10 protein-coding genes and 1 riboswitch are annotated in these 13,826 nt (G+C 46.4%); of the genes, 7 read left to right on the top strand and 3 right to left on the bottom strand.

Going from position 1 to position 13,826, the window contains the following annotated elements; all coding sequences use genetic code 11:
• Window positions 1-161 precede the first annotated feature (161 nt).
• Window positions 162-368: riboswitch (cobalamin riboswitch) on the top strand.
• A 117-nt stretch (window positions 369-485) separates the two neighbouring features.
• The 5 genes from ABW391_RS18970 to ABW391_RS18950 are packed head-to-tail and all read left to right on the top strand — an operon-like array spanning window position 486 to window position 5,515.
• Window positions 486-2,471, top strand: a complete 1,986-nt coding sequence (locus tag ABW391_RS18970) for a TonB-dependent receptor plug domain-containing protein (RefSeq protein WP_353483483.1) — start codon at window positions 486-488, stop codon at window positions 2,469-2,471.
• Between the two features lie 3 nt (window positions 2,472-2,474).
• Complete coding sequence (gene cobT, locus ABW391_RS18965; protein WP_353483482.1) at window positions 2,475-3,530, top strand: nicotinate-nucleotide--dimethylbenzimidazole phosphoribosyltransferase; 1,056 nt, start codon at window positions 2,475-2,477, stop codon at window positions 3,528-3,530.
• Between the two features lie 52 nt (window positions 3,531-3,582).
• Window positions 3,583-4,356 carry an adenosylcobinamide-GDP ribazoletransferase gene (locus ABW391_RS18960; RefSeq protein ID WP_353483481.1) on the top strand — a complete coding sequence of 258 codons (774 nt, stop codon included), beginning with the start codon at window positions 3,583-3,585 and terminating at the stop codon, window positions 4,354-4,356.
• Window positions 4,341-4,913 (top strand): alpha-ribazole phosphatase, encoded by a 573-nt coding sequence (gene cobC / locus ABW391_RS18955; RefSeq protein WP_353483480.1) that lies wholly within the window; start codon window positions 4,341-4,343, stop codon window positions 4,911-4,913. Before ABW391_RS18960 ends, cobC begins: the two co-directional genes overlap by 16 nt.
• A gap of 11 nt (window positions 4,914-4,924) precedes the next feature.
• Window positions 4,925-5,515 carry a DUF6580 family putative transport protein gene (locus tag ABW391_RS18950; RefSeq protein ID WP_353483479.1) on the top strand — a complete coding sequence of 197 codons (591 nt, stop codon included), beginning with the start codon at window positions 4,925-4,927 and terminating at the stop codon, window positions 5,513-5,515.
• Window positions 5,516-5,562: 47 nt separating this feature from the next.
• Here ABW391_RS18950 and ABW391_RS18945 read toward each other — a convergent pair whose 3' ends face one another.
• From ABW391_RS18945 to ABW391_RS18935, 3 genes are all read right to left on the bottom strand, one after another.
• On the bottom strand, window positions 5,563-7,032 hold the full coding sequence (locus ABW391_RS18945; RefSeq protein WP_353483478.1) for a hypothetical protein: 1,470 nt from the start codon (window positions 7,030-7,032) through the stop codon (window positions 5,563-5,565).
• A gap of 597 nt (window positions 7,033-7,629) precedes the next feature.
• A complete protein-coding gene (locus tag ABW391_RS18940; RefSeq protein WP_353483477.1) occupies window positions 7,630-8,994 on the bottom strand; it encodes a vanadium-dependent haloperoxidase in 1,365 nt (454 codons plus the stop codon).
• Between the two features lie 70 nt (window positions 8,995-9,064).
• Window positions 9,065-9,550, bottom strand: a complete 486-nt coding sequence (locus tag ABW391_RS18935) for a hypothetical protein (protein WP_353483476.1) — start codon at window positions 9,548-9,550, stop codon at window positions 9,065-9,067.
• Window positions 9,551-10,360: 810 nt separating this feature from the next.
• Here ABW391_RS18935 and rpe point away from each other — a divergent pair.
• Complete coding sequence (rpe, locus tag ABW391_RS18930) at window positions 10,361-11,035, top strand: ribulose-phosphate 3-epimerase (RefSeq protein WP_353483475.1); 675 nt, start codon at window positions 10,361-10,363, stop codon at window positions 11,033-11,035.
• A 127-nt stretch (window positions 11,036-11,162) separates the two neighbouring features.
• On the top strand, window positions 11,163-13,700 hold the full coding sequence (locus ABW391_RS18925) for a TonB-dependent receptor (RefSeq protein ID WP_353483474.1): 2,538 nt from the start codon (window positions 11,163-11,165) through the stop codon (window positions 13,698-13,700).
• The last annotated feature ends 126 nt before the right edge of the window (window positions 13,701-13,826 follow it).

The following is a 13,826-nucleotide window of genomic DNA, read 5'->3' as shown; positions in this document are numbered from 1 at the left end:
TAACAAACATTTTTTGCTGCCAAAAATCACATCAAAATGTGATTTATATTTGCATTTTACTCCACCTCCCGCTAGCCCAGGTCTTTCTCAGCTTGATCCCACTAGCGTTTATTCCCAGCCGTAAAAATTCCCCCACTTGTTTTTCTCCAATCCAGTCTCTATCTTTGCTTCCGATCTACGGTGCCATACCTCCATCAGGAGGCAATTGGCTTAATAGGGAATCCGGTGCAAATCTGGAGCTGTTCCCGCAACTGTAAGTTTCATTTACCAATTGTTGCCCATTTCTGGCCACTGGAGCAAATCTCAACTCTGGGAAGGCAGGCAACAATGAAACGAGCCAGGAGACCTGCCGCCGATAATTCTTAGCCTACACCTGCGGAGGACAGGTTTCGGTCGAGTGCTGAAAATTCCATTTTTTTCTGGCCAAAGCCTTGATTTACCGTCGATAGCGGAAATCATTTGGCGAAGCCTTAACGTTTGTAATCATGTTCAAAGCATTCAAAACGCTGGTGTTGGCATTGTGCCTAATCGCCAGTCCACTTTCTCTTTTTTCCCAAGACCTAAACAGTGACTCTTTAGCAGTCAAATTACTGGATCAGGTAGTGGTAACGGCCACTAAAAACGAACGCAAACAAGTCCAAACGGGCAAGGTACTCAGTGTGATCAATTCCGAAACCCTGCGCCGCTCTTCAGGACAAAGCCTAGCCGAATTGCTCAATCGGCAAGTTGGACTCAACATCAATGGCGCGCAAAACAACCTGGGCACCAACCAGGATGTGTACATCCGTGGCGCCGGTACTGGCTACGCCCTGATTCTGTTGGATGGCATTCCGGTATGCGACCCTTCCAACCTGAGCAACAATTTTGACCTCAACCTCATTCCCGTTGAGCAAATCGAGCGCATCGAGATCCTGAAAGGCGGCCAATCCACGCTGTACGGCTCGGATGCACTGGCCGGAGTAATCAACATTATCAGCAAAAAGACCTTCGACAAAGCCCTGGAGGGTCAAGCCCTGGCAACCTATGGCAGTTATGGCACCTGGAAAGGCCATTTGGCCTTGGGTGGGCAAAACCAACGCAGCTCCTATAGCGTTCAATACAGCCACCTGGGGTCGCAAGGTTTTTCATCGGCTTATGACGAGCAAAAACAGGACAACTTCGACCGCGATGGGTTTGTAGAAAACAACCTCAGCGCTCAATTCAAACACCAGGTTGCGAAAGGGCTTTTGCTCAAGGGCATTGGCAATTACAATGCTTATCAGGCCGATATTGACGCTGGCGCATTTGTAGACGATAAAGATTTCACCTTCAGCAGCAAAAACCTGTTGGGCAGCGGCGGTTTTGTCTTGGACAAAAAGAACTTGCGCCTGACCGTCAATTACACCTACAACGCAACCGAGCGGGTGTTCCAAGACGATTCTACCTCGGTGCCCCTCAATGCCTTTGCCAAATACGCGCGCACCGATTACCAGGGCAAGTCCAATTTCATTGAAGCATACAGCCATTTGAATTTTGGGAAAAAAGTGCAACTGCTGCTGGGGCTTGAAAATCGGCACCAAAACATGAGTCAGGTGTACAATTCCATCAGCGATTTTGGCAATTACCGCGAAGAGCTGACGGCAGATTTTACCCAATCCAACTTGTTCAGTTCTTTTGCGTCCCTGAGCGTTGCCAATTTGGGGGTATTTGGATTTGAAGCAGGTGGCCGGTTCAATCAGCATTCTGCTTTTGGCAGCTACACGACCTACAACCTGAATCCTTTTGTATTCATCCATCGGCAGTTGAAAGCTTTTGCCAATTGGTCGAGCAGCTTCAAAGCTCCTACGCAGTACCAGTTGTTTTCCATTTATGGCAATCAAGGTTTGCAACCAGAGGTGGGCACCAATGTTGAAGTGGGTGCGCAGTGGTTCAGCAAAAAACAATCCAGCCAGCTTCGGGCAGTTTACTTTGTACGTTCAATTCAGGATGTGATCATATTTCGTTCTACTTCCGGCCCTCCATTTGGTCAATATGCCAATTTTGACCAGCAAAACGATGCGGGTCTTGAACTGGACGGGCAAACGCAGTGGGGCAAACTCAAAGTAGGTTTCAATTACACTTTTGTCAATGGCAAAGTGACTACGACCTTGCGACCAAACCAGGATACCAGTTATTTCAACCTCATTCGCCGGCCCAAGCATGCCTTCAATTTCAATTTGGGATTGCCGATTACCAAAAAATGGGACGCTTCCCTGGCCATCCGCGCAGTCAGCAAGCGCATCGACAGTTATTTCGACAGCAATACTTACTCGTCTCGCGAAGTGACTTTGGATCCTTATTTTACCGTGGATTTGTACCAGGAATATCGCATCAAGCCAAATTTGAAAGTATTTTTGGATTTGCGCAACCTGAGCAATGCTGCCTTCTTTGACATTTACGGATACAATTCCCGTAAATTCAATTTTACCCTGGGGCTGTCCAGTAAATTTTAAGTAATGAAAAAATTCCAGATCTCCCCGCGCAATCGGGACATGGATGAAACGATACAGGCCATTATCGATCAAAAAACCAAACCCATTGGGGCTTTAGGGGCATTGGAACAATTGGCCTTGCAGGCCGCTGCCATTCAGGAAACCCTGACTCCAGCCTGGGAGTCGCCGCATATTCTGGTTTTTGCGGGAGATCATGGCATTACCCAGGAAGGGGTGAGTCCCTATCCGGCAGCAGTTACGGCGCAGATGGTGCTCAACTTTGTGCGCGGCGGTGCAGCCATCAATGTGTTTTGTCGGCAATATGAACTCAATTTGCGGATAGTTGATGCCGGAGTGAATCATGATTTTCCAGCAGAATTGCCGATCATTCACCAAAAAATTGGTCCTGGCACTAAAAACTTTCTCCACGAACACGCGATGAGCCTGGAGCAGGTCGAAGCTGCGATTCGAGCAGGCTCACTTTTGGTGGCCAAAATCAGATTCAGCACCAATTGCAACCTGATCGGATTTGGGGAAATGGGCATCGGCAACACCTCGGCAGCAGCGCTGATCATGAGTGAAATTTGCCAATTGCCCCTTTATTTTTGTGTGGGCAAAGGCACTGGTCTCGATGAGGAGGGCTTGCAGCACAAATTGAACATTTTGCAAAAAGCCCAAGCTGCTCATCCGCAAAGCAAAACACCACTGGAGATCCTGCAAACCTTTGGTGGTTTTGAAATCGCCCAAATGGTAGGCGCCATCTTGCAGGCTGCCGAAAACCAAATGCTGATCCTGGTGGATGGTTTCATTGCTACCGCTGCTTTCCTGGTGGCACACGCCCTGGAACCGAACGTGATTGACTACGCTGTTTTTTGCCACCAAAGCGATGAGCAAGGGCACAAGCGGATGTTGGAATTCCTGAAGGCAAGTCCCCTACTCCACCTTGGCCTAAGGCTGGGTGAAGGTACTGGCGCAGCACTGGCCTTTCCATTGCTGGATGCGGCTTTGCGGTTTTTCAACGAGATGGCCAGTTTCGAACAGGCGGAAGTGACGAATAAAGAAGACGATTTTTTCGTGTAATTATTCAGCCGCTCTCATTCCCTTCGGGAATCTAGAGTTACAACAAAAGCATATGCGTCGACAAATGATGATTTTTTTGAACGCGGTGATGTTTTACACCCGCATTCCGGTGCCTAGTTGGATGACGCACGATGAAGACATGCTCAATCGCGCCACTATCTATTTTCCATTCATTGGATGGATTGTAGCGGGCGTTTCTGTCTTGAGTTTGTGGGCATTCAGCACCATTTGGCCCTGGAGCGTGACGGTTTTGTTGAGCATGGTGGTCAGTATTTTCCTTACGGGCGCTTTCCATGAAGACGGATTCGCCGATGTATGCGATGGATTTGGCGGAGGCTGGACCAAGATGAAAATCCTCGAAATCATGAAAGATTCGCGGGTTGGCGTGTACGGCGCAGCTGGATTGGGTTTGATGCTGGCACTCAAGTTTGCTCTGTTGCAAAGTTTTTCGTTTAATCAAGCAATAGTGGCTTTGTGCCTGGCGCATCCACTGAGTCGCTTTACCGCATTGAGCTTGATATATACCCACGAATATGCCCGTGATGATGCCAGTAGCAAGGTCAAGCCAGTAGCCAAGCAGTTGCAATTTTCAGAATTGCTGATTGCCCTGGGTTTTGCATTGATTCCCCTTGCGGTTTTGCTGTATTGGGAATTTGACTGGGGGTATCTGGGTGTATTTTTGCCGCTGTTGGTTTTGCAATGGTACCTGGGCAGGTATTTTCAAAAATGGATTGGCGGTTACACTGGCGATTGTTTGGGAGCAACCCAGCAAATGGCCGAATTGTTGGTATTGCTTTACCTGAGCGGACTATGGAAGTTTATCTGATCCGACACACCCAAGTGGCCGTAGACAAAAGCATTTGCTACGGGCAATCCGATGTGCCGCTGGCAGAGACTTTTGCAAGGGATGCGCTGGCATTGGAGCAAAAACTAAAGCAGCAGATCAATGACCTGCATTCTGCAAAAATCCTGAGTAGCCCGGCCTTGCGTTGCAAACAATTGGCGGAATACCTCGGTCAGGAGATCGAGTACCACCCTGACCTTTTGGAGTTGAACTTTGGGCAATGGGAAATGCAGGCCTGGAAAGATTTGCCCCCAGAGGAAGTCAATCCCTGGATGGAGGATTTTGTCCATCTGCGGCCACCTGGAGGTGAAAATTTTGTAGAATTACAGGCTCGAACTGCCCGTGTTTTTGACGCTTTGCCCCAGTTGGAACAATCTCCGGTGGTGATAATTGCCCATGCAGGAGTGATTCGGAGTATGATTTGCAAAGCAATCGGCTTACCTTTGTCCAACGCTTTCCAGATTGAAATCGACTATGGATCGGTCAGCAAATTGGTCTGCCGTTGGGGACTTTGGAATGTGAAATTTTTGAACTTATAAAACAATATACAATGAACAATACCCAAATCAATCCTCGGCTGCTCGTTCTGCTGCTGATCATTGCCCTTGGTGCAGTGATTCGACTGTTCAATGCAGCGGAGGCATCTGCCATTAGTGCTTTTACGCCCATCGGCGCGATGGGACTTTTTGGTGGCGCTTATTTCAGCAAGCGTTGGAAGGCCTATGTTTTCCCATTGGCTGCCCTATTGTTGTCTGACCTCGCCGTAAACCTGATCGTGCTGAAGGGACAGTACGGCATCATGTATCAAGGCTGGTATGGCGTGTACGCCGTTTTTGCCCTGATCGTATTTTTGAGTCAGCAATTGCTCAAAAAAGTAACCATTTCAAATGTATTGATTGCGGCGGTTGCGGCTTCCTTCGCCCATTGGTTGCTGACTGACCTGATGTCTTTCTTTAGCCCAATGGGGCTGGATTTGCGTACCAATCTGCCTTTCACCAAAAATTGGGATGGCCTGGTGCAGTGCTACCTGCAAGGGCTGCCTTTTATGCGCAATTTTTTGGCTGGCACGCTGCTGTACAGCGGCTTGATGTTTGGTGCTTTTGAATTGGCCAAGCGGAGATTCCCAGCATTGGCGTATTAATTTTTTCTGTGTTGCCTTGCGGATACCTAGATTGGGTATCCGCAAGGTCATCGGGCAAAAGGCGAAACTGGCACAACAGCTTCGTCCAATAACCAACTGCGGTTGATTACACTATCCGTAGATTCTATTTTGCTCCGCAATGCCTTTAATTTCTCTTCCAGTGCCGTGCGGGTGTACGTACCAGAGTGGTGCTTCAATTCCACCAGTTTTTTAGCAAATCGCAAAAAATTGGTGTATTCCTTCCGTTGTACCGGCGACATTTTTTTGTTGCGCATCACAAAAATCCGAAAGGTTTCAATCAAGGAAAGCAAGGTTTCGGTATCCTTGAGCGCATAATAGGTTCGGAGGAGCAAGAAGTTTGAGTTCAGGTAATACATCACATCCGTAAATTGGACATGTAGCAAACTGGAAAGCACCTGTTGGTACTGTTTTTTATTGTAAAACAAGTAGGCCAGGTTGTAATTGTATACATTTTCGCGTTTAGACGCAGGCAACAACGCTTTGTATTCCTGCAAAAAACGCTCAGTCCAGTCGAATTCCCGCAAGTTTCCACCCAAAGTAGCGATGTTCTTGTAGTTGAATTCGGTAATGAGACCGTTGTTGAGGAGTACTCCGGTTTCCAGTCCTCGCTTGTACAAGTCAAACAACTCTCGCTTGTATTCCTCATCTCCCATCATGGTGCGCCGGATACAATAATTGCTGGCAAAGCCATAAAGGTCTTGTTGACCGATCGGACTGAAGTACTCAAAAGACTCATTCAACATTTTTTTCAGCTCCTGGTAATGTGCATCGTTGGACTCCTCCCGCATGGTTTGCAAGATCGACCAATACAAGCGGATGGTCCAATCTTTTTTCTGTGCGGTAACATCAATGTACGTGCGCTGAATGTACTCCAATAAGGGGTTGAGCAAACCAAAATCATAATGGGTATTGACCTGCATGGAGTTAGCCGTGAGGTGGCAGCAATTGCGGAGCTTTTCGATCAAATAGGAGCGATCAAAATGATCCAGCATAGATTGCATCGTTTCCGACTTGGTGCGATCCACATAATGGCCCCCATAATAACCGAGGTTGTTGTTGAGGCGGTACTGGGCAAAATGGAAAAAATAATCTTCAAATTTTTGCTCTGACAAATGTTTTTCGAGCAATTTTGCCCGATTGTTCATCAACTCAAATTGGTTGCGCTCAAAGGTTGCCTCCAAGGTGTACAGATCCTCCAGGAGCGGTTGCTTTTCAACGTAGTCGATGGCCAAAAACCGGTGGAACAGCTTTTTGAGGTTCGACATGACATTGTGGAGCTTTTGCTCTTCAAAGTCACTTTTGGGAAATAACTTTTGGTATACTTTTTCCCGATTCAAAGGCCCGTCCCCTTTTGCAATGGACTTGAGGATGAGTTCCAGCAAGTCCATCGTTGGCTTATGCTGATTAAAAAAGGGAGAATGCACCAATTGACGAAGGCGTTCCCGGTCTCGCTGACCCAATTCTGCGATGTATTTTACAAGCTTACTGTCGTTCATAAAAAAGAAAAAAATTAATTTTACCTGAAAATAAAGATTTAATCACCTAGTATTCAGATTTTTAACAAACCAACACCCTTTCGGTTTCGTCCAGTAAGATAGTTAATTGTACTTAATTTCACAATATCGTGGTCATACATTTGTATTGTGAAAAGAGATAAACAACATCTCTTGAAGCAAAGCACGGCTCACGCTAGCAAATTATCATTCTACGACGACCTAATTGTTTTTTTTTAGACGACGACAAAGACCAACATTGACAAATTGTTTTTCCCACTGAATGTAAAAATTTTAGCGCTCCCGACGCATAATATCGGGAAGTTATAATCTCATGAGTGCGTTGGAAGGGTTCCGTGAATACTATCGCGGAACCCTTTTTTTAAAAAGAAAAATTCACGGGTGACATCTACCCATCTACCCTTTTTTTTCCCTTAGTATGTTATAGGGCAATGCCATCTAACAGAGGTAATGCCCTTTTTTGTGCCTATGCAGCAATGAAGAAAGCGATCCCATCGGGTTGATGAGATCGCTTTTTTCATTGATTTCGCTCAAAGGGGCGGTAAAAAAATAAGTGATCATTTTGCCCCACTACAAAGGTTATTTGCGCCAAGGCAATTTAACCACTTTTTTGCCAATGCCGTATCCCAATGCGATGCCAGAAGTAGCATCCATCCGGAAATGTACCCCGATTGGCAAACGGGAATATCCATTTTCTTCCGCCATTTGACGGAAGGTATTAAAAGAACGAGGTTTACCAATAAATTCAGTGCGTCCCTCATGACAGCGATCTGTAAAGGTGTAATTTTCACCAAAGAAGTCGGCAAAAATTTCAGCTGCAACCGCACCGAAAGTAGCGTGTCCAGAAGGGTACGCAGGAAATGGAGGTGTAAAGTAGCGCCCTGATCCATCAGGACACATCACCGAGTTCCAATTGGCCGCATTAGGGACTACTTGACGGATGTAATCAATTGGACGCTGGTAGTTGTAGGTAAATTTTTGGTGCCAGCACCGGATGCCTGCGTCGCAAAGCCCCATGCCAACTTTGGCGTACAATTCAACTGCACGACCAAGGCTCAGCTTTTCTTTTTCAGCCAACTGATTAGAGACAGCAATGAAACGACCAGCCGGAGTAAAGGTAAGGGTAGCACAATCATCGCTCCAGAAATCGGCAATCCAAAGCTCGTTAGCCATTCCACCAGCTTTGATTTGGTTGACCAAACGGAAAGGCTCTAGTGCTTGCTTGTAGATTTCAGAGTTTGGATCAGTGCTATATGCCAATGGCTCCGGGCATTTGTCGGTGGCATCGGCAACAAAGGTCCGCACCTTGCCCCAGTAAGGCAACAATGCCTTGGAGTAATCAGGGAAAGTAGGCTGCCATTTGCCTGCGCCAGTAGGTGGTACATAACTAGGATCGGTGGTGCGTAAAAATGCGCCATCTCCATCCTTGTCCGTTCTAGACCAACTGAATACAGCATCCGCTACAGCGCGACCATAGTCAATTGAGCGGACATAAATTGCATTGGGAACATCCCTGCGGTAAACTTCATTGAAATCTTGCTCGGTAGAATATACTTTAAACAACTGCGCAGATGGAGCAGTTGGATAAAAATTGGTGATGGCACGTGCATAGGTCGCATTCAATACTGTTGGCCAGTGGTAATCTTCGCCCGCATTGGGTTCTGGAATATCCAACCCTTTGAAATAGCCATCAAAAGAGTTGTACTTATCAGACATACCATTTACGATTGCCTCATATGCTGCCAACCCCGTATAAGCCAGGGTACGGGCTGCAATTGGAGGGCGATACCCAGGAGCGAAGCGTTCAACATCCAATTGAACTTCGTTCCAGGTTTGAGCCAATTCAAATGACTCTTCCAGGGGGTTACCTCCCAGGTTTTTGACAACATCGGTAGCATCATCCGGTTTACAGGAATAAACTACTGCGGCTAGGAGGGCCATCATGGTTAAAATTCGAAAAGTGTGTACCCAATTTTTCATAGGATTGTTGTTGACTTGTTAGTATAAAATCGGTTTATTGGCAATCCTCTTTCAGCGCCTTCAGGAATTTTTCATTCCATTTTTTGGAGGCGCGAGGATCTTGCTTTTCTACCTGGATCAAAAAATCCAGTACTTTTCGTTCATGGGTTTCTCGCTGCACCTTTAGTGCCATTACTTTGAGTGCTGTGAGTGAATCAATGCTGCCACTTCTGCCAATTAAATTAAGCGAAGCCGTATCCAGCGTGGTATAAAAAATTTTGAATTGTTTCAAGAGGGTAGCGTTGCGAATTTTGATCATGTTCTCCCGGCGACCAGGAGGCATCGTATCTGGCAACACTTTTTCAAGGCGAGTAGAAACCACATCCCAAAGCGAATCAATTGTAAACTCGTAGCGCTTTTCTGTGCAATTTAGCTGCTTACTGGTTTGAAGCAAGGCAGTCCCTTCTTTTTGGAAAGGCAGGTTTGAAAATTCGCAAGCTGTCAATACCATTAAACAGGCAAAAAAACGATACTTAATCATAAACCAATATCATGAAAAGATTTAGTTAAAACTCTAGCTGGAAGCTGAGCAACTTTAAAAGGTCAGTAGGAGGTAGTGACGTTACGGAACAAGCAAAAGAAGAGATAAAAGCAGATGGTTACAGTGTTCTGGACGATTTGAAAAAAACAGAAGAACAAGATTAACAATATATTGTATGCAAAGGTAAATACTTAACCAGGGAATTGTCAAGTATTTCCATAGATATTTTTCATTCCCATATTTTAGATCAGCTTCTTTATCCCTCTATTACATTAAGGTGTAACGCCCAGGATTGTCTAAAAATGATTTTTCTACGCATGATGAAATAAAAAATACAGCCTTAAAGGCACAATTTTCAGGTAAATTCAAACAGGGTTTTCATTAAAAAGAAGAGAATGAATGAGGGGTAAATCTTTTATAACCAATGCATTAAATCTAAAAGTTAAACTTTTAAAAAACCAGTAATTTGAAATAATGTACTTAGCAGAGGGGGAAAAAGATATGACATTTGTATTGTCAGAAGGAAATAAGCGATCAACTACTAACAAACAGAACAAGAAAAACAAAAACCTCAGTTAAAACGATTTGACGATTTTATAATCCCATGAACGAAACAATTTAGATTGTTTCACAAAGAATTTTTTAGGATGTCAAACGAGATGTCCTTGGTATGTAGATAGCCTCTCAAAGCTCTTTTTGGAAAGCCGGTTGGGTTACCCGACCGGTTTTTTTTATTTTTGTCTCAAAGCAAGTGCAAAGTACAGCTTTTCTTCGGATATTTCAAGCTCAATACATAAAATTTTTTCTTAAATGAGCCAACACCTTGTTGCGCCGTCGCTTTTAGCCGCTGATTTCACTCAATTGGCCGCCGAAATGGCTTTAGTCAATCGAAGTCAAGCCGATTGGCTTCACTTTGATGTCATGGACGGGCGTTTTGTACCGAATATTTCTTTCGGTTTTCCAATCCTCGATGCAGTTCGAAAACTGTGCCAAAAACCACTAGACGTTCATTTGATGATCCTGGAACCTGAAAAATACATTTCAGCTTTCCGCGACGCTGGTGCCGAAGTGATTACCGTTCACTACGAGGCTTGCACTCACCTGCACCGCACCATCCAGGAAATCAAGGCCAGTGGTGCCAAAGCTGGAGTAGCCCTTAACCCGCACACCCCCGTTGAATTGCTGGATGACATCCTGGAAGACCTCGATCTCATCCTGTTGATGTCAGTCAATCCGGGTTTTGGCGGACAAAAATTCATTTACCGCACCATTCCTAAAATCCGCCGCCTCAAAGATCGTTTGATAGAGCGAAACCTTTCCCCATTGATCGAAATCGATGGCGGAGTAGGCCTCCAAAATGCCGAAGAATTGCTCAAAGCTGGCGCCGACGTACTGGTAGCAGGCAATAGTGTTTTTGGGGCAAAAGACCCAGAGGCAACTATCGCGCAATTGAAGGCGATTGGGGAGGAGATTTATAAATTTTGAGCAATCAGCTTTCAGCTATCAGCCAACAGCTATGAGCCATCAGCTCAATGCTGATCGCTAATAGCTGAAAGCTGACGGCTGATAGCTGATTGCTGACGGCTCATCGCTGACAGCCAAACAACTGAACATGAAACAAGCCATACTATACACCATCGCATTGCTCTGGTCGATGCCCATCTTTGCTCAGGAAGACAACCTGGCGCGCATCACCGGAACGGTCAAAGACGGCTCCAACAACCAAATGGTTGAGTTGGTCACCATCTACATCAAAGGCACGCAGATCAACACCTCAAGTGCTGAGAATGGCCGCTACAGCCTGGATGTACCCGCCAACCGCGATTTGGAATTGGTCTTTTCCCGGGTAGGATTCAAAGAATCGGTGGTGGTCGTAAAAGCCATGCCTCCTCGTAGCTCGAAGCAAATTGACCTGGAATTGGCGCCAGTGGATTCAGACATAGAATTCGTGGTGCGGGAAAGTCGACTCGAAACCGCCGGAATGGTGCGCGAAAGTGTGGAAGGTTTCAAAGTATTGCCCACCACTACGGGCAACCTGGAAAGTATTCTGCCCCATATTGCCCTGGGTACCAGCAGTGGCACGGGAGGGGAATTGAGCTCGCAATACAACGTACGCGGGGGAAATTACGACGAAAACCTGGTGTACGTCAATGATTTTGAAATCTACCGCCCCCAATTGATTCGAGCTGGACAACAAGAAGGGTTGAGTTTTCCCAACATTGATTTGATGCGCGACCTGTCTTTCTCCTCCGGCGGATTTGAAGCCCGTTATGGCGACAAGCAGTCTTCGGTACTCGACATCAAATACAAACGCCCCGATAGCTTGAGGGCTTCGGCAGCAGCCAGTTTTCTGGGAGGTTCTACACACATTGAAGGCAGCTTCAAGACCGGGAAAGACGATTTTCGAAAGTTTCGATACCTGGCAGGTGCCCGTTACAAAACCAACCGTTATTTGCTCAGTACGCTAGATGTAAAAGGCGAATACGTTCCCAACTTTGCCGACATCCAAACTTACCTCACTTACGACATTACCCGCGATATCCAGGTGGGTTTTCTGAGCAACTACAACCGTTCAAAATATACCTTCGTGCCTGAAGAGGGCTCCAGTGCCTTTGGTTTGATCAATTATGCCCTCCAACTCTATACGGTATTCGAGGGCCGCGAAGTAGATGATTTCACCACAACCATGCAGGGACTTTCCCTAACTTACTTGCCCGACCGCAAGCGCAACCCGATTTTTTTGAAGCTGCTGGGTTCTCATTTCCGATCAGACGAAAACGAGCGTTTTGACATCATTGGGGATTACAGCCTGCGGCAAATCGAATCCAATTTCGGCAGCGGCAACTTTGGTGACGTGATCTCTGAATTGGGTACCGGCACCCAGCATTTGTACGTGCGCAACTTCCTCAACATCGATGTGACCAATCTTGAGCATCGGGGTGGGATTGAATTGCAAACTACGCACCTGAACAACGACATCACCAGCAGCCATTTTTTGCAATGGGCACTCAAAGTGCAACAGGAAAACATCAGTGACCGCATCAATGAATGGGAGCGACTGGATTCGGCTGGCTATTCGATCCCTTACGATACGGCCAACATCTACTTGTTTAACGTACTCAAAACACGCAACAATCTCAATTCTACCCGCTTCAATGGGTTTTTCCAGGATACCTACACTTTCCGCAACAACACCAAGGGGGAATGGCGCATTTCGGCAGGGATTAGGGGAACGTATTGGGACCTAAACCAGGAAATGTTGCTTTCTCCCCGAGCCCAATTGTTGTACAAACCCCTGGGCATCAAAAAGGACATCTCTTACCGTTTGGCGGCAGGCTTGTACGTGCAGCCTCCTTTTTACCGCGAAATGCGTGCGCCAAATGGCACCGTGAATACGGATTTAAAAGCCCAAAAATCCTTGCACTTTGTGGCAGGCTTGACCTATGATTTTTACATGGGCAAAAATCCCAAGAAATTTCGCCTGATCACCGAAGCGTATTACAAATCACTGTGGGATTTAGTATCGTACGATGTTGAAAACGTGCGCATCCGCTATTCTGGTCAAAACGACTCGGAAGGCTACATCACCGGGGTGGACGTGCGGCTCAACGGAGAATTTGTACCGGGAGCAGAATCTTACATCAACTTCTCTTTGCTGCGGGCCCGCGAGCGCATTTTGGGTGTGCAGCACCTGGAGCGAGAAGTAGGCAAAGAAGAAGCTACTCCCGTCAAGGATGTACCCCGCCCTACCGACCGCTTGTTCAATCTCTCCATGTTTTTTCAGGATTACCTGCCGAAAAACGAAAACTTCAAGATGCACCTGAACCTTACTGTAGGTGGAGGTCTCCCCTATGGCTTGCGGGGCAACAACGTCATTTACCGCAATACTTACCGCTTTAACCCCTACCACCGGGTAGACATCGGTTTTTCGGTACAATTGTGGGATCGCCTGAAAATGGCCACCAAGAGACCAAATAGTTTTCTTCGCTTTACGCGCAATTCCTGGTTGAGTCTGGAAGTATTCAACCTGCTGGATGTGCAAAATCAGGCGGGCAACAACTGGATCAAAACTGTTTTTCAACAGCAATACGCCATCCCGACTTACTTGACGTCCAGAAGGATCAATTTGAGAATGCGAATGGATTTTTAGTCAGCAGTCAGCGATCAGCTATCAGCCAGTGCTGCGGGCTGACTGCTGATTGCTGAAGGCTGACTGCTGATTGCTGATTGCTGAAGGCTGACTGCTGATTGCTGATTGCTGAAGGCTGACTGCTGA

It is taken from the genome of Haliscomenobacter sp. (genome assembly GCF_040403615.1).
GTDB lineage: Bacteria > Bacteroidota > Bacteroidia > Chitinophagales > Saprospiraceae > Haliscomenobacter.
This window is presented reverse-complemented; position numbering and strand designations above follow the sequence as displayed.